Raw genomic sequence first — 14,052 nt, 5'->3', positions numbered from 1 at the left:
ACGTATCAACGAAAACCACACGAAGACAAGGAAATACTGTGCCGGATGACAACAACGACCCGCATGGTCAACCCCAGCAGTTCACGCAGATCACCCAGCAAATGCAGCAACAGCCGACCCAGATCACTCAAGCGCTCGACCAAGAACCCGTACAGGTAGCCCAGCAGATGCGGCAACAGCCGACCCAGCTCGCGCGACCACTCTTTCCGACCGACGAGCCCGAAGGCCCGCCAGCGTAGCTCGCTCCAGCTCACCGGCCCCCACGAGAGGAACGCATCACCGATGAGGTATTTCGGCATCCAGGAAGGCCCGTTCACCGGCAAGATCAACGTCGGCCTCCTCAACCCGTCGAACACCGAGTTCCTGGCCGGCGAAGACATCATCGACCCCGATTCCGACACCACCGACGAACTCACACCGCAGCTCGCCGACTACCTCGCGCGCCTGCATCACGAAGACTGCACCGACATGGCCATCCGCGTCGTCGCCGAACATGTCCTCACCCACTACGACGGAGACCTGGAGATCAACTACCGCGACGGCACCACCTTCCGCATCCAGATCACGAAGTCGGACACCGACGAGGCCCGTTGCACACCAGTCGAACCCGCCACAGCCCCACTGGGCTGACGCGACCACCGCGATGACAACGCACTCAGAGTTGGACGTGTCCGCCGCGCGGCAGATCGGCCGCGACGACGCAAAGGCCGGAAAACCCAACAGCCCGTTGTCCAACGACACGCTTCACGCTGAATGCGTTGATGCACCAGTCGGCGCCAAGACGCACCTCCTGCGTGCCTACAACCAAGGCTGGCATGAACAGAACGCAGCGGGTGTTGCCGAATGATCAGAAGCGGATGCCGCGCTCAGCTAGGGCCTGACGCCACGCTGCCTGCACGTCCTCACTGCAGTGTGCCAGGGCGTCGTTCCAGGTCGGCCACCGGTCATGCTCGGCGTAGAAGGCGTACTGGTAGTGCAGGGACTGGGCGTCGTGTGGTTCGTCCGGTTCGTGATCGCGTGCACACTGCGAGCACACGCCTGGTGGCGCCGGCAGCAGCGTGAAGCCGGCGTCCTTCCGCGGATCGCCGAGCTGCTTGATGGTTGACGGCAGATGGCGGACTACCGGTGCCGGCGTGCTCACCTCGAAATCGCCTGCCGCCTCATCGGGGCCATGCTCGATCATCGTGACTCGCTTTCGACTAGATCCTGCAGCGCCACCTCGTAGGGCGCGTAGGTGCGGATCTCGGTTTCATCGCCAGTGATGCTGTCGCGCAGCGTGATCCGAGCCGTACCTCCGTTTCGCGAGACCCGGCGTGCGGCGGTATCGGCCGCCCCGTCGTCGCTATGGGAAGTCGTTCCGGCGATCGGGCGTGAGGTGTCGACGACATAGAGGCCCGCCATGGATTCGTCGTCGCTGAACGCCTTCGTGCCGTCGAAGCGAAAGTGCACCTTCCACGGGCGCGTCCGGCTCGCTGGCGCACGGCGCCGGCGAGGTGAGGGGGAGTAGCTCATGGCGGTGGGGTGCTTCCTGCTCTAGTAGGTGCGCGCCGCGCGGCGCGATGTCTACTATAGACGACATTCGGGAATGTCGGCTATAGTAGACATATGTCCTCAGTCCCCGACAACTCGGCGGCCCCAGAACATGCTGTCGAGATCGCATACAGCTACCTCGGACTCCCGTACGTCTTCGGCGGCGGAGATCTGGACGGACCCACCAACGGCGGGTTCGACCGTGCCGGATTCACCCGCCGCGTCGTGTATGCCGCCACGGGCACGGATATCGGTAGAACACTCGACGTCCAGCTGGACCGCTGTACGCGACTGCCGGCGGGGGAGATCGCACAGCCCGGCGACATCCTGTTCTGGACCTCTCCGGGCGGATTTCAGCGAGTCCATCAGCAGGCGTTCTATACCGGGATGATGACGGTGATCGCACTGATCCCCGAGGATCTCGTAACGCCAGGGGCCCCGTTCGACACCCGCGTGATCGCCTCCGTTATGGGCACCGTCTTCCACGAACAGACAGTCGAGCGGGATTTGATCACCACCAAGCCGCCAGACGGGCCGGACAAGCCCGAAATCATCATCGCCCGGCCGCCCTACTCCGAACACACATCGGCGTGAGCGCCACGACGCGACCGACGAGTTCTGTCGGTGGCCGTAGGCACCATAGGTAGAAAGATCACCGCTCGCCGGCGGTAAACCCCCCGGCGACGGTCCTCTTGAAACCTCCTGAACGGGTCCGAAGGATCGACTGACATGGGTGACATTGGTACCAGCCCGCGCAGGGTCGAAGTGATCCCGGAGACCCCTCCGGTGAGGCCGCTGCTTCGCGTGATCGGCACCATGATTGTCGGCCGAGTCGAGGATCTTGTTCGCAACACAGGTCCAGAGCGAGCGCGGTAACAGCGTGACCAGGCCTACACCACGTTTGATTTCGATGCCCGGAACGGAACTGGACACCGTGGATATGCCCGACCCCGCCAACACTGACCTGCCGGCTATTCAGGACCAGGAGGTGATCACCGCCGCGCCGGTGGCCTTATGCCGGGCCGTACTCGACAATGCAGCGGTTCTGGTGCAGGCATCGCCGTCGATCCCGCCGGCGCTTGCGCGCGTGATCGCCCGCGAAGAGGGCTACGTCCACCGATTTGAGCGGCACTGCCTCGACCAGCTGAGGGGGAGAGGCGGCGCCGGTGATGAGCCATGGATGACCACTGGGCCGGTACAGGCGATTCTGCTCGACCCGCTGCTGGCAAGTCTCACGGGTGACCAGCGCATCGCTCGCGTTCAGCAGATCCTCGACGAAACCGAGCCGCCCTCCATCCTGCGCGATAGGGGACCGCTGCTGTTATCGCTCATCGGCATGCTGGGATTCTTCCTCTTGCTCGGCGCCGGCCTTGTACCGCTGCTGGTCGCACTCCCGGGTGCCGTTATATGCGGCTACAGCGCGATGATTCCGCGTCGACGCGGCGCGTACCTGCGTGGCCCACGCGAACTGGTGTGGCCACCACGCTATCCGACGATCTCGCTCGACGACGCGCTTCAACTCGCAGCGCTGAATCGGTCTCCCGTTTCACCTGCGAGCGGTTCACAGGCCCCGGCTACACAGTCGTCCGTAGGCCAGGCCATGCGCGGACCTGAGTCCGATCGGATGATGAATCCCGCCGATCGCCACCGCGCAATCGCCGACGTGCACGTCGCGATCACAGAACTGGACACGGAATGGCTGGAGTACCAGCTGGATACGCATGCGTGGTTCCTGGCGAAGCCGCAGCTGCGAAACCTCAACGACCCGATCATCAAGACGTACCGCGAAGCTGAAGCCGAATTACGCGACCGCACCGAAGAATTGACCGACACCAGTACCGACGAACAGATCGCCGCCGCACAGGATGCCGCGCGACACGCACTGAAAGCGTGGGGGACCGCCAACCGGCACGCTTTGAAGATCGGCGTGACAAACCTCAGCCCGTCCGAAGAGGCGGCCCTGGGAACACTGCACGGATTGGTCGGCCAGCTCAACGACCGCGCCACCCCGAAAGAAATGTGGCCGCAACTCATCAACGCCATCACGCGCACCATGACCAAACTGACCACCGTGCCCTGCACCCTGGCCGATATCGCCAAACTGCCTGTCATCGAATCGGAATCCCGGCTACGGGCCATCGAACAGCGCTCAGCCTACGGGCAGCCGCCGTGTCAGGAAGCCACGGACACGACCTCGGCTCACCGGAAGGACGGAAGCACGCCATGACCGCCGCGCCGCGACCACGCTCGATCAACGAGACCACGATGCACGGCCCCTACACCGCGACGACCCGGCCGGACGCAAGGATTTTCGTGAGGACAACGTCGACCAGACCGATGCCGGGAGGCCCGTACACCGCGCCGTCGGTCATCCGGATGGGGCTCTGGCCGATCGAGATAGCGTTGAAACTGCTCGTAGCGGCCTGCGTCACCTACATGAGTCTGTACCTCGCGGCCGCGGCGATCCCCGCGAACCCAAACCCGACCGTCCTGTCAGACAAACTCGCGATCGACATGTTCGGGAATTTCCTTGCGCAGCTGCGTGACCTCGTCGGACATGTCATCACCTTCGGCGGAACCGGGACGCCATCATTAACCGGCACCGTGTTGACCGCCGCGATCGCGCTCGGAACCGAAAGAACGATCCACGCCATCACCCGGCCGCCACGCAGCCGTCTCCTGGACCAGCCTGCAGGTATCCGGGCGCTCACGCCCGTCGGCCCAGGAACCGCGAACCAAGATACCGCCGATGACCCTGAACGGAACAAGAAACGGATCGACGAGGTCCGCGCCGCCCTCGCCCAACTCGACGCGGAATGGCTTGCCTACGAACAGAATTTGGAAGCCTACTACCTCACCAAGCCCGTCCTACGCGACCTCAACGTCCCCGAAACCGCCGCCTACCGCGCCGCACTCTACGACCTGCGCGAGCAAGCCGAGGCCCTCAGCGAATCAGCCAGCGCCCGCCAGATCACCGCCGCCGAACACGCCGCCGAAGCCGCACTACTGGCCTGGGGAGCGGCCAACGACCACGCCGCGGCGACCGGTGTCAGCGACCGCAGCCCGACCGAACGAGCCGCACTGCGCCGGCTGCACGCCCTCGTCAGCCAACTCGCCCACCCATCCACACCGAAACCGATGTGGACCAGCATCACCGACGCGATCACACGGGAAATGACCAAGCTCACCACCGTCCCCACCTCCTGGAATCACCTGCTGAGCCTGCCTGCACTCGAACACCGCAACCTGGCCGCTATCGCCGAACGCGCCAACAACGAGGCCTCCTAGAATTGACCGTCTACGTCGACGACATGCGCCTACCAGCCAAAGTGAACGGCATTTCCGCGCGCTGGTCACACCTCATGGCCGACACCGACGACGAACTACACACCTTCGCCAAAAGGCTTGGACTCAAACAGGAATGGGCGCAAAAGCCCGGCACCTGGGAATCGCACTACGACGTCACCGACCGGCTACGCACCGCCGCCATCAGGCTAGGCGCGGTACCCATCGGTGTGTTCAGCGCCGAAGCCCTCGCACTCATGGAAAAACGGATGGCCCAATGCGACTGACGCAGAAGCCCAACTGCCAGGTACGTGGACCAGCGCCACAACCGTGCGCCTCGTGTCCATACCGCCGCGACGTCCCGAGCGGAATCTGGGCCGCCGAGGAGTACGCCAAACTACCCGCCTACGACGCAGACACCCCATTCCAGCCGCCACACCTATTCCTCTGCCACCAAACCAGCGCTGATGACCCCAGAGCGCGAGTGTGCGCCGGCTGGGTCGGCTGCCACGGCAGCGACCTGCTCGCCCTGCGCCTGGCCGCCGCCCGCGGCATCATCGACGGCGCCGAACTAGACGTCAACCGTACGACCACAACCACATCGGTGCCACTATTCACCTCCGGCGCCGCGGCCGCCGACCACGGCCTGCGCGACATCGACACCCCAGGCATAAAGGCCTGTGAAATCATGAACAAAATCGCCGAACGCCGCAGCGACACAACAACCCTGGGTGACAGCACCGCTTAAGGTTTTGCCGCGGGGTCAACTTCCATGCCGGCGGCCGGCATCCCAATCCCACACCGGATCCGGCACCGGCAGTGGTACAAGAATGCCCCCATGCTGGTCTGCGTGCTGCCGGGCCAGATCTTCTTCGTCCGCAGTGAACGCCATGGTCTGCGCCGGTGCGTGCGGAACACGCACGAGCCAGACGAGATCCTTCAAGCGCACACCCGGATTCCGCGGTTTCACCCTGGACACGTTCGGCTCAGTCATCAGCCGTCCTTGCGCGGTCTGACACGGCGGGCGACCACCGTGGTGTAGATCTCGGGCGTTTCGATTTTGATGCTGTGCTGCCAGGCAGCGTCCGCGTCGTCGAACAGATCGGACGTGCTGGCCTGTCCGGTCTCTCGGTTAACGCTGATCACCCAGTACCCGCCGCCGCTACTCGGGCTCACTGTGGTCTGCTGCCTTCTTCACCCTCGGCGTCGAGCAGCTCAACCACGTCGTCGGGATGGTCGGCCGCGAACAGGTCAGGTTCACTGGCGTAACGCATCGCGTCCAACTCGGTGTAGCCGAGATCGCGCGCCGCGGTGTACAACACCGAATACGGCAGCGTACCGATATCTGTCATGTCACACCACCTCCGAAATCACAAGCGACAGCGACGTTTAACGCCGCACACACCGCACGCATACGGTGATCTGAAAGCCGGCCAACACGCTCCACGAGCATGGCAAGAGACACGCTCTCCACCGAGTCCAGATTCACCACGGCCGGCCGAGGTATCGGATCCGCTCCAGGCTCAAGAACAACTTCACTAGCCAATCCTCGAATCGTCGTCGTGCACGGCGCCACCAGCGCACGACGAAGGCGGGGGATCGCGGCGTCACGTGACAGAACGACTACCGGACGCCGACCAACATCAGCCAGCTCGCACCACCACACCTCACCGCGCCCAGGCACGCCCGTCATCACGATGCACCGGCGGCGCGCCGCCACGAAGCAAGATCGCCCCACTCGTCGGGCTGGTCGAGCGGCTGCTCGTCATAAACGCGGTAGCCGATGTCGATCTCGGCCGCACGATGCACCGCCAACAGTGCCCGCAGGGCCTCGTCCACCAACGGCGCGTCTTTCGTACCAGGGCGTAGCTGCCGGGCAGCACCGATCAGGTCGGCATCCACTGTCGTGGACAGTCGCACGCGCGCCATGCCACAATTATGGCGTCAATATGGCATGACGGCTAGAGGGTGGGGCAGGTGGATAAACCAGTCGATACCTCTTCCCCTCCCCGCACCGGCGAGCCGCCGTCGCGGCCCCCACTGATCCGCGACTTGGACCCGGCCACCGACCCGGACCTCTGGAGGGGATCCGCGCCTCCCGACCCCGCCGCCTGGACGACACCCACAGTCACCAACCACGATCCCTGGGGCACCGACATCGGCCTCACCACCGCGGTCCGCACTCCGAGAGCGTCATGGACCCCGAACCGTCGAACAACGGCCATCCTGGCTGTCATGCTCGTGGCCCTGCTCGCCCTCATCGCTGCGGTCGTGATCTTGATGACCCGCGAACCTTCCGCCCGCGACAATCCCGCACCGGCGCCGCCGACGTCGACATCCCCGACAGCCACGACGACGCCGGTGACCAGCGCACCGCCGCCCCCACCCCCGCCGCCTCCGCCGAGCGAGGAGCCGCCGCCGGCGCAGCCGAATTACCCACGCACCTACTACCCGCGCACCCCGAGCCCGGAGCGCCCGAACGTGACAACCCCACAGACCCGTGGACCCGACATCAGCGTGCGGCCCTCCCACCGACCCGCCTTCCCCGGCCAGCCCGGCGAGAACTGACCCGCCACAAACAGGTGCGCGCTGATCCACCGATTTTGGGTGATGATTGAAAAATGATCTTTGCCTACCTCGCCGGCGCCGTCGTGGTCGCACTGGCCGCGTGGCTGTTCGGCTCGATCATCGCCCGCATCTTCGGCCTGTTCTTCGCACTACTGGGCTTGGTGGGCACGGTCGTCTACGGCACCCACAACCAATTGGGGGCCGCTGCAACATGTTTCGCAGCGTTCGTCGGTGGACTCACGCTATGGCTGGCTGGGCACTGGATGTACGCCTACAAGCATCACAGCTGGCCCAACCCGATCGCACGGCGCCTGTTCAACCAGACGCCCCTGCGGCGCATCGACCCCACGCGCCGGTGGGGGATCCGCGTCGTCAACGTCGACCACAGCGCCAACAGGAAGGACCGACGATGACCACGACTACACGCCTCTACGCACCAGGATATTTCGGCCCGGACGGTGATCTGCGTGTGATCGGGCAGGAAACGGCGTGGCTTCCGGGGGCGCTCGCCGAAATCACCAACCTGGAACTTGAGAGCGAACCGGGTGCCGCCGACCTGTTCGTCGCCTACCGCGACGTCCCCGCGTGGCAGCGCCTGCCCGCAGACGCTCTATCAGAGGCCCTCGCCCCACAGTTGTGACAGCGTCGAGTATGGGGGATAGGTCATGAATAAGCCGAGGGGCCGTGTCAGGTATTGGCACGGCCTAGGCGCGTGCCCCGCGCCGTTCGCGGTCCGCAAGATCGAAACCGCCGCGATGCGGGGGCTGCCGGCGCGGCCCAACGCGCCGCTGGAGTGCCGGGAGTACGTGTACGCCAGCACGTCCTGGGACGTGGCATTGGCGTTCAGCACACTCGGTGGAGGCCAGGCGGTGTGCGAGGTCGATCCCGGCGGACTGGCGGCGGAGGTGGACCCGGATTTTCCGAACCTCGGTGTCCGATTCCGCGGCCCAGTCAAATCGGTGTCCGTCGACGTGGTGAGCGAGTCCGAGCTGCCGACCGCCCGACAGATCGTCGAAGTATTGTCACCCGACTACGTGTGGCCGGACGGATCTGCCAAGTACGGCAAAGACGGGCATCTCCTGGCGCCGCCGTTCGCGCGAGCGTGGGGCTACGACGATGAGGATTTCCGGTGGCTCGGCCGGTGGTACCCCATACATTTCCTGCTACCCAGCGCCGACGGAGCGACCTTCGCCATCAACGAGAAGTGCCGGGCGCACCAGATGTATCCGCCGGCTCATCCCGATCTGGACGGGCGCCGCCGCGTGCCGCTCGGGTCGCTCGACGATGCCTGGCGCCAGCCCGGGCTCTACCCAGCGACGGCAGATCTACTGGAGAAGATCCGGGTCAGGCTTGAGCGCGACGACCCCACGCTGGAGCCGATCCGGCGACCGTGGGATTGGTGACCTGCCGGGCCCTACACACGCGGCGTGTCGGCGGATGCGGCAGATAACGTGTGGCCATTAATGATTCGCCAGTCCGCGATGTTCCACGACGTCAACGACATCACCGTCCACGCCCGCCGCGGCGGGTATTCGAGCTCAGTGATGTCCTCGCGGTGGGTGAGGACCGCCGAACCAGGACCGTCCCGATCCCACCAGAACAACGAAAAATCCGGACCCGGCCCACGCCTGCGACTGGGCCACCGCAAGGCGCGCCGCCACACCTGCATACAACTGGCCTCAGCGCATTCATGAAGGTGCGCAAGGCAATCCACTGGTGCGCGAACCGTCAGGTCGTAGTCCACGAGATAGACGTCGACAGGGCAAGACGTCACACCCTCAAAGGTGACGGGAAGCAACTCCACAGCGGTGGAGGACTGACCGGACCAGCGCGGGATACCAACTACTCCGGCATCGGTCATGAGATGGGCCAAGTGGCGGCCGCCATCAAACGGACTCAGCGCGGTCATGTGTCCAGTCTCCCAGACTGCAGATGCACTATCGGGCAGGAAATTCGCAAACGGTCTCTGCTCACGCCGGCGGCTGCAATAGGGCCGCCCAGCGCGCCGCCTCTCCGTCCCGGGAGCGCCGCCGCTGCTGGCGCACGTAGTCGGCGAACCGCCTGCCCAGTACCCAGTCATCGCGGACGCCGAGTTCTACGTCGGCCAGCCAGCGGACCTGCTCATCGGTGAGATCCGCCAACTCGCCGCTGGCGTCGCGGCCGGACAGCACAACATTTGCCGAGCAGCAACGGCACCTGTCGCGCAGTGAAATTCGTCGTGGAAAGCAGAAGTTTGACCGCCTGGTGGTTCACCAGCCGGATGGTGCGATGGGCGCTGAACCAAAAGACAATACGCCGGTCAGCACTGGCGAGGGTTTCCAGACGGTGCTCGCGGACGAGATCCGCGACGTCGTTAATTCCATGGAGCTGCTTCAGGTAGAGACTCCCGTTGTGGCTGGCATGCAGCGTCTGAACCATGGCCTCGATTCTAAGCGGGCCGGCGCCAGGGAAGCTCGCTGATCAGCCAGCGGATCGACTGCGGAGATCGTGTAGGTGCCGAGGTGAAACATTTCGCGTTCAAACTGCCCGCGCCCCGTCGCCAAATAGGCGCATACGCGCAGGTCATCAGCTCCAACGGCGGCGCGCATCACGGATGAAAATGTCATGAACTCGGCCATGCCATGCACCACGAGGAACTAGGACGCCCTCACAACCGCCCGGAAATATCCAGTGCGAGAGTACAGTACAATAGCGGTACGGTAACCTCGTACGACTCATCCAAGGTGGTAGGAACATGGCAATCAGCGCCAGCGAAGCGCGTCAGCGCCTCTTTCCGCTCCTCGAACAGGTGAACAACGACCACGAACCCGTCCGCATCACCTCCAAGGCAGGCGACGCCGTGCTCATGTCGGCCGACGACTACGACTCTTGGATGGAAACCGTCTACCTCCTGCGCTCGCCAGAGAATGCGCGCCGACTCATGGACGCAGTCGCACGTGATAAGGCCGGCCATGCTGCATCATCGGCCGAGCACACCACAACGATTCGCGAACTGCAGGAGATGGCCGGCGGAGAGGCGTGAGGAACATCAACTTCGATCCGGATGCCTGGGACGACTTCCTGTTCTGGCTGGCATCCGACCGAAAGATGGCCCGACGAATCACCCGACTCCTCAACGAGATCCAACGCGATCCCTTCACGGGCATCGGAAAACCAGAGCCCCTCAAAGGCGAGCTGTCCGGGTATTGGTCGCGGCGGATCGACGACGAGCACCGCCTCGTATATCGCGCCAACAACGAGGAGATAAAGATCCTCAAGGCTCGCTACCACTACTGAAACCAGCAGGGCGCGCCCCTGGGACGCCCGACCTCATCTCGCCTAGGGCCAAGCATCTTTCGCCCCGGATAGGCGCAGTTATCCCTGTCGGGCGCGCTGCTCGTCGATCTCAGCCAACGCTGCCTGCAGCGCATCGAAATTCGGGGGATTGTGCACCCGCTCTGCGGTTTCGGCGTCCAGCTCATAGACACCTGCGATCGGACCTTCGGCCAAGTGCAGGTTCAACGCTGTGATCTGCCAGTCGTCGTCGGCGCCACTGCCCATCCGCTTGCGCTGCTCGATACCCAACTGATCGCGCGCCGACCCCTCGTCCGGGCCGCTGACGTCCCAGTCCGCCCCGGGGTATCGCGCAGTCCACGTCCCATCCGCATTCTCCGCGATCTGCGGGACGAACACGAACGTGGTCCCGGTGGTGCGCATGAGATCTTCCATGTCCGCGCGACTCTCGATTTTCACCATCAGCAGGGCTGCCCTCCTGTGAGATCCCATTGCGACCAACCGCTCGTCACTGAGCAGTTCGGCCACAAGTACTTGCAAATGAAACCCAACCCGCGCCCATCCGGCGTGCACCAGATCGTCACGAATCCCGCTTGTGGCGGCGCGATTTGAAAGCCAACAGGTTCGAATGCGGATCTCAGATCCTCGCCGCCGCGGGCGGACCTCTTCCCGGGTTCGTCGCCGGCGGCAATGGCCGGTAGCCGCTGCGCTGCTGCCGCGAAGCGGGTGGCGGCGTCACGCACAATCTCCTGCGCCTCGTAGACCCGCGCCGCGCCGGCCTGTAACAGAGACCCTTGGCCGTAGGCAGAACCCGATTGTCTACCGAAGACCGCTTTGTCTTGAGCCCACGACGATTCCACGGCATCCAAGGCCTTGCGGGCATCACGAGAGATCGCTGCCGCCTCGGCGATCACCGGCCGGGCCGCCGCGCGCTGCTGCGTCAGTTCTGTGCGCCTGGTGTCGAGCTGCGTGGTGGTTGTCGCCGCACGGTCGGCCGCCGGTCCTGCCCAATTGGGCGGAACGGACAACGGCTCGGCCTTCGGTGTCGGTGGCAAGTCGTCGGGTCCAGCGCCGTCGCCTAGTAGCCGGCGGGCGGCGGCAAGGGTGGCATCGACAGTGTCGCTGAAACTCATGGCCGGCTGTCTTCCCGCGGTGCGCCGTCAGGTGCGAGGACGAAGTTCAGGCTGGTGTCACCCACCGTGACCACGAGTTGGGCCGTGGCGCCGGCAGCTCGGATGTAGCCCGCGACCGTGGACAGCAGGACGTCGCGCTGAGCCTCGATCTTCGACACCGCGGACTGCCCGACACCAAGACCGGACGCGAGCTCGACCTGCGTCAGCTTCGCGGCGTGCCGGATCGCCGAGAGGTCCAGGGGCCGTTCTGTCACCACGCGACCAGTATCACTAGCGATACATATGCCGTCAACGGAATATCACCTGGTCCGTGACGCCTGGTCGGCGACCGGCTCGGCCGTCGCGGGGCTGATGGCGAGTTTCGCCGGGCGCGTGATCACGCTCTGGTCGACCCCGTGATAGTTCTCGTGCGCCTTGACGGTGGCCGCGCCCATCGTGAACGTGTCACCGACCTCGATGTCGAGGGCCTTGCTGGCATTCCACACCACGGTGTGCCCGTCGTCGGTGATGGCGACCAGGAACGTCTTCATGCCGTAGTCGCCTTCGGAGTACACAACAGTCTTGGCGGTCGCCGAGATGTCTCTGACCCGCTCGCCGACCTCGCCGATGAAGCCGGCCACCACCGGGTGGGCCTTGCGTTCGGCTTCGAGCTGCTGCTGGCGGGCGTAGACCTTGACCAGGGACGCCAGGACGCCCACGTTGCGGCCGGATACATGGTCACCGGCCAGCACGACCCGCAGATTGCGGCCGTAATCACTATCCTCTGCGGTCTCGGTGACGGCAGCCTTGATCGCGGCGATCAAACCCGTGTCGGCGAGGTAGGTAGCCGCCTCGGCGCCCTTGGCAATGTAGTAGGCGCGGTCGGCTTCCTTGAGCCGGTTGATATCGGAGAACAGGCTGGTACGGACATGCGAGACCGTCGAGACCCCTAAGCCCGAGGAGGGGACGTAGGCGCGGCCCTTGTCCGCGTGGGCGAACGCATACGCCAGCACCAGGTCGACCGAAGCGCCGTAGGAGCGCGGACCGAATCCGCCGGCCAGATCGTCACGCGTGAAGTCCGCCAGATCCTCGTCGAAGGTCAACGCCCACAACCCCTTCGGGGCGATACCGGTGTAGAGCTCGATGCAGGAGTGCCCCAACTGGACGATTGAGCCGTCCCGCTCATCGCGCACCAGGTACAGCCGTGTGCGGGACCGGGCGACGTTGCAGTGATCGCACTCGTTGGTGCCTTTAGGGGCGTAACCGCCCAGTTCCTGGCCGGGAGAAGAATGGACGGTGATGCCAGCTTCCTCGGAGACCAAGCTGGCGACAAACGTGAAATGACCGTGCCGCAGCGTCAGCGGACCCGTCAACGTGGCGCGCACCCAGGGCTCGTAGACATACACCGCGTCATGCGCGCTCACCACGAAGCGATCGACTGCCGAGACGTTCTTCTTCACTTCGAATTCCTCGTAGGAGACCTCGAAACGGGCGTCCAGACCGGCCCGGGCCAGCTTTTTGTTGGCCTGGGCGATTTTGGTCTGGAAGGCGTCCAGTTTGTAGGCCGGGATCTCCCACCCATGGGTCTCGACGGCCTGTGGGCTCGGGGCGATCATGACCCCAGTATGCCAAACGCAGTTGGCATATGCCAAGTGTGGTTGGCCAAATAGATTATGCTTACTGACGTGGATGACCTAGACCGCGCCCTCACACGTCTACATCGGGCCCGCACCGCCGAAGCCGAAGCCCTCGAAGCCCTACACGATGTGATCCGCCAACGACTCGACGCGGGCCCCCGCGGCGCCCAAGCCGAACTTGTCAGACGCACCGGCTACACCCGCGAACGACTACGCCAAATCCGCAACGACGCAACCACCACGCCACGGCACCAACCTGCCCGCCGCCAGGAACGCGCCGCGCCGAACCCACAGGGCGGCAATCGGGCGAAAACCACACGCAGGCAAGGAGACCCCACATGACGAGGCGATTCGACGTCGGTGACCTCGTCCAGATCAAGTCGGAGTACGAGGAGCACGGCAACCCGAGCCTCTTCCGGATCCATGAGATCGCCGGTGGGCAGGCCCGGCTCGGTCAGCTCAGCAGCCAATACGACGGCTTCATCGGCACCGACACCTGGATCGACCTCGACGACCCTGACCTGATTGCGCCGCACCGGGAGATACTGCAGCGCTACGCCAGACGCCATAACTAGACCGCCACCAAGGCACCGTGGCCCGCAACATGCATGTCGCTAACACGTAACCGCCGGCACGTAGCCTCGCCT

General features: G+C 64.6%; 31 protein-coding genes. 17 read left to right on the top strand and 14 right to left on the bottom strand.

The features are described from left to right. The first annotated feature begins 38 nt into the window (after positions 1-38). From AAHS21_RS14635 to AAHS21_RS14625, 3 genes are read left to right on the top strand one after another with little or no spacing between them, the layout of a single operon-like run. Positions 39-239 carry a hypothetical protein gene (locus tag AAHS21_RS14635; RefSeq protein ID WP_342928349.1) on the top strand — a complete coding sequence of 67 codons (201 nt, stop codon included), beginning with the start codon at positions 39-41 and terminating at the stop codon, positions 237-239. A 43-nt stretch (positions 240-282) separates the two neighbouring features. Beyond that, a complete protein-coding gene (locus tag AAHS21_RS14630; RefSeq protein ID WP_342928348.1) occupies positions 283-630 on the top strand; it encodes a hypothetical protein in 348 nt (115 codons plus the stop codon). Between the two features lie 37 nt (positions 631-667). Then, positions 668-847 (top strand): hypothetical protein, encoded by a 180-nt coding sequence (locus tag AAHS21_RS14625; RefSeq protein ID WP_342928347.1) that lies wholly within the window; start codon positions 668-670, stop codon positions 845-847. Here AAHS21_RS14625 and AAHS21_RS14620 read toward each other — a convergent pair whose 3' ends face one another. Together AAHS21_RS14620 and AAHS21_RS14615 are read right to left on the bottom strand one after the other, a co-directional pair. Next, a complete protein-coding gene (locus tag AAHS21_RS14620; RefSeq protein ID WP_342928346.1) occupies positions 848-1,183 on the bottom strand; it encodes a hypothetical protein in 336 nt (111 codons plus the stop codon). Then, a complete protein-coding gene (locus AAHS21_RS14615) occupies positions 1,180-1,512 on the bottom strand; it encodes a hypothetical protein (protein ID WP_342928345.1) in 333 nt (110 codons plus the stop codon). Before AAHS21_RS14615 ends, AAHS21_RS14620 begins: the two co-directional genes overlap by 4 nt. 93 nt (positions 1,513-1,605) lie before the next feature. On the opposite strand from AAHS21_RS14615, the gene AAHS21_RS14610 reads away from it, so the two are divergent. Then, entirely contained in the window at positions 1,606-2,124 is a 519-nt protein-coding gene (locus AAHS21_RS14610; protein WP_342928344.1) for a peptidoglycan endopeptidase, read from the top strand. Positions 2,125-2,440: 316 nt separating this feature from the next. Next, entirely contained in the window at positions 2,441-3,757 is a 1,317-nt protein-coding gene (locus tag AAHS21_RS14605; RefSeq protein WP_342928343.1) for a hypothetical protein, read from the top strand. A 49-nt stretch (positions 3,758-3,806) separates the two neighbouring features. Here AAHS21_RS14605 and AAHS21_RS14600 read toward each other — a convergent pair whose 3' ends face one another. Then, a complete protein-coding gene (locus tag AAHS21_RS14600; protein WP_342928342.1) occupies positions 3,807-3,962 on the bottom strand; it encodes a hypothetical protein in 156 nt (51 codons plus the stop codon). 4 nt (positions 3,963-3,966) lie between these two features. Here AAHS21_RS14600 and AAHS21_RS14595 point away from each other — a divergent pair, with 4 nt between their 5' ends. The 3 genes from AAHS21_RS14595 to AAHS21_RS14585 are packed head-to-tail and all read left to right on the top strand — an operon-like array spanning position 3,967 to position 5,563. Continuing rightward, the gene (locus tag AAHS21_RS14595) at positions 3,967-4,818 is read left to right on the top strand and encodes a hypothetical protein (RefSeq protein WP_342928341.1); all 852 of its coding nucleotides are present in this window, start codon (positions 3,967-3,969) and stop codon (positions 4,816-4,818) included. Positions 4,819-4,820: 2 nt separating this feature from the next. Continuing rightward, positions 4,821-5,102, top strand: coding sequence for a DUF4031 domain-containing protein (locus AAHS21_RS14590; RefSeq protein ID WP_342928340.1), 282 nt, complete (start codon positions 4,821-4,823; stop codon positions 5,100-5,102). Further along, on the top strand, positions 5,093-5,563 hold the full coding sequence (locus tag AAHS21_RS14585) for a DUF6283 family protein (RefSeq protein ID WP_342928339.1): 471 nt from the start codon (positions 5,093-5,095) through the stop codon (positions 5,561-5,563). The genes AAHS21_RS14590 and AAHS21_RS14585 overlap by 10 nt, the downstream gene beginning before the upstream one ends. Before the next feature lie 15 nt (positions 5,564-5,578). Here the strand turns inward: AAHS21_RS14585 and AAHS21_RS14580 are convergent, their stop codons facing one another. Genes AAHS21_RS14580 through AAHS21_RS14560 form a run of 5 tightly spaced genes read right to left on the bottom strand, consistent with a single transcriptional unit; the run spans position 5,579 to position 6,744 of the window. Then, the gene (locus tag AAHS21_RS14580; protein WP_342928338.1) at positions 5,579-5,809 is read right to left on the bottom strand and encodes a hypothetical protein; all 231 of its coding nucleotides are present in this window, start codon (positions 5,807-5,809) and stop codon (positions 5,579-5,581) included. Next, on the bottom strand, positions 5,809-5,991 hold the full coding sequence (locus AAHS21_RS14575) for a hypothetical protein (RefSeq protein ID WP_036423054.1): 183 nt from the start codon (positions 5,989-5,991) through the stop codon (positions 5,809-5,811). The genes AAHS21_RS14580 and AAHS21_RS14575 overlap by 1 nt, the downstream gene beginning before the upstream one ends. Then, complete coding sequence (locus tag AAHS21_RS14570; protein WP_036423056.1) at positions 5,988-6,167, bottom strand: hypothetical protein; 180 nt, start codon at positions 6,165-6,167, stop codon at positions 5,988-5,990. Before AAHS21_RS14570 ends, AAHS21_RS14575 begins: the two co-directional genes overlap by 4 nt. After that, positions 6,164-6,508 (bottom strand): type II toxin-antitoxin system PemK/MazF family toxin, encoded by a 345-nt coding sequence (locus AAHS21_RS14565; protein ID WP_342928337.1) that lies wholly within the window; start codon positions 6,506-6,508, stop codon positions 6,164-6,166. Before AAHS21_RS14565 ends, AAHS21_RS14570 begins: the two co-directional genes overlap by 4 nt. After that, positions 6,508-6,744 (bottom strand): antitoxin MazE5, encoded by a 237-nt coding sequence (locus tag AAHS21_RS14560; protein ID WP_342928336.1) that lies wholly within the window; start codon positions 6,742-6,744, stop codon positions 6,508-6,510. The genes AAHS21_RS14565 and AAHS21_RS14560 overlap by 1 nt, the downstream gene beginning before the upstream one ends. 48 nt (positions 6,745-6,792) lie before the next feature. Here AAHS21_RS14560 and AAHS21_RS14555 point away from each other — a divergent pair, with 48 nt between their 5' ends. Genes AAHS21_RS14555 through AAHS21_RS14540 form a run of 4 tightly spaced genes read left to right on the top strand, consistent with a single transcriptional unit; the run spans position 6,793 to position 8,786 of the window. Further along, positions 6,793-7,383 (top strand): hypothetical protein, encoded by a 591-nt coding sequence (locus AAHS21_RS14555; RefSeq protein WP_342928335.1) that lies wholly within the window; start codon positions 6,793-6,795, stop codon positions 7,381-7,383. A gap of 53 nt (positions 7,384-7,436) precedes the next feature. After that, entirely contained in the window at positions 7,437-7,796 is a 360-nt protein-coding gene (locus AAHS21_RS14550; RefSeq protein ID WP_342928334.1) for a hypothetical protein, read from the top strand. Beyond that, a complete protein-coding gene (locus AAHS21_RS14545; RefSeq protein WP_342928333.1) occupies positions 7,793-8,023 on the top strand; it encodes a hypothetical protein in 231 nt (76 codons plus the stop codon). The genes AAHS21_RS14550 and AAHS21_RS14545 overlap by 4 nt, the downstream gene beginning before the upstream one ends. Positions 8,024-8,048: 25 nt before the next feature. After that, a complete protein-coding gene (locus AAHS21_RS14540) occupies positions 8,049-8,786 on the top strand; it encodes a hypothetical protein (protein ID WP_342928332.1) in 738 nt (245 codons plus the stop codon). 11 nt (positions 8,787-8,797) lie between these two features. Here AAHS21_RS14540 and AAHS21_RS14535 read toward each other — a convergent pair whose 3' ends face one another. Beyond that, positions 8,798-9,292 carry a hypothetical protein gene (locus AAHS21_RS14535; RefSeq protein WP_342928331.1) on the bottom strand — a complete coding sequence of 165 codons (495 nt, stop codon included), beginning with the start codon at positions 9,290-9,292 and terminating at the stop codon, positions 8,798-8,800. Between the two features lie 61 nt (positions 9,293-9,353). Then, the gene (locus AAHS21_RS14530; protein ID WP_342928330.1) at positions 9,354-9,524 is read right to left on the bottom strand and encodes a hypothetical protein; all 171 of its coding nucleotides are present in this window, start codon (positions 9,522-9,524) and stop codon (positions 9,354-9,356) included. Here AAHS21_RS14530 and AAHS21_RS14525 point away from each other — a divergent pair. From AAHS21_RS14525 to AAHS21_RS14515, 3 genes are all read left to right on the top strand, one after another. Then, a complete protein-coding gene (locus AAHS21_RS14525; protein ID WP_342928329.1) occupies positions 9,511-9,843 on the top strand; it encodes a hypothetical protein in 333 nt (110 codons plus the stop codon). The genes AAHS21_RS14530 and AAHS21_RS14525 overlap by 14 nt on opposite strands. A 274-nt stretch (positions 9,844-10,117) precedes the next feature. Then, a complete protein-coding gene (locus AAHS21_RS14520; RefSeq protein ID WP_342928328.1) occupies positions 10,118-10,405 on the top strand; it encodes a type II toxin-antitoxin system Phd/YefM family antitoxin in 288 nt (95 codons plus the stop codon). Then, positions 10,402-10,659, top strand: a complete 258-nt coding sequence (locus AAHS21_RS14515) for a Txe/YoeB family addiction module toxin (RefSeq protein WP_342928327.1) — start codon at positions 10,402-10,404, stop codon at positions 10,657-10,659. Before AAHS21_RS14520 ends, AAHS21_RS14515 begins: the two co-directional genes overlap by 4 nt. Positions 10,660-10,737: 78 nt before the next feature. On the opposite strand, the gene AAHS21_RS14510 is transcribed toward AAHS21_RS14515, so the two are convergent. Genes AAHS21_RS14510 through AAHS21_RS14495 form a run of 4 tightly spaced genes read right to left on the bottom strand, consistent with a single transcriptional unit; the run spans position 10,738 to position 13,384 of the window. Then, positions 10,738-11,079 carry a hypothetical protein gene (locus AAHS21_RS14510; RefSeq protein WP_342928326.1) on the bottom strand — a complete coding sequence of 114 codons (342 nt, stop codon included), beginning with the start codon at positions 11,077-11,079 and terminating at the stop codon, positions 10,738-10,740. 38 nt (positions 11,080-11,117) lie between these two features. After that, positions 11,118-11,789 carry a hypothetical protein gene (locus tag AAHS21_RS14505; protein ID WP_342928325.1) on the bottom strand — a complete coding sequence of 224 codons (672 nt, stop codon included), beginning with the start codon at positions 11,787-11,789 and terminating at the stop codon, positions 11,118-11,120. Beyond that, positions 11,786-12,046 carry a helix-turn-helix domain-containing protein gene (locus tag AAHS21_RS14500; RefSeq protein ID WP_029367908.1) on the bottom strand — a complete coding sequence of 87 codons (261 nt, stop codon included), beginning with the start codon at positions 12,044-12,046 and terminating at the stop codon, positions 11,786-11,788. The genes AAHS21_RS14505 and AAHS21_RS14500 overlap by 4 nt, the downstream gene beginning before the upstream one ends. A 42-nt stretch (positions 12,047-12,088) precedes the next feature. Then, on the bottom strand, positions 12,089-13,384 hold the full coding sequence (locus AAHS21_RS14495) for a hypothetical protein (protein WP_342928324.1): 1,296 nt from the start codon (positions 13,382-13,384) through the stop codon (positions 12,089-12,091). Between the two features lie 69 nt (positions 13,385-13,453). On the opposite strand from AAHS21_RS14495, the gene AAHS21_RS14490 reads away from it, so the two are divergent. Together AAHS21_RS14490 and AAHS21_RS14485 are read left to right on the top strand one after the other, a co-directional pair. Further along, positions 13,454-13,747: a hypothetical protein gene (locus AAHS21_RS14490; protein WP_342928323.1), complete on the top strand. Its 294-nt coding sequence runs from the start codon at positions 13,454-13,456 to the stop codon at positions 13,745-13,747. Continuing rightward, positions 13,744-13,980, top strand: coding sequence for a hypothetical protein (locus tag AAHS21_RS14485; protein WP_342928322.1), 237 nt, complete (start codon positions 13,744-13,746; stop codon positions 13,978-13,980). The genes AAHS21_RS14490 and AAHS21_RS14485 overlap by 4 nt, the downstream gene beginning before the upstream one ends. The last annotated feature ends 72 nt before the right edge of the window (positions 13,981-14,052 follow it).

This window comes from Mycobacterium sp. 050272, from assembly GCF_039023525.1.
Lineage (GTDB): Bacteria > Actinomycetota > Actinomycetes > Mycobacteriales > Mycobacteriaceae > Mycobacterium.
This window is presented reverse-complemented; position numbering and strand designations above follow the sequence as displayed.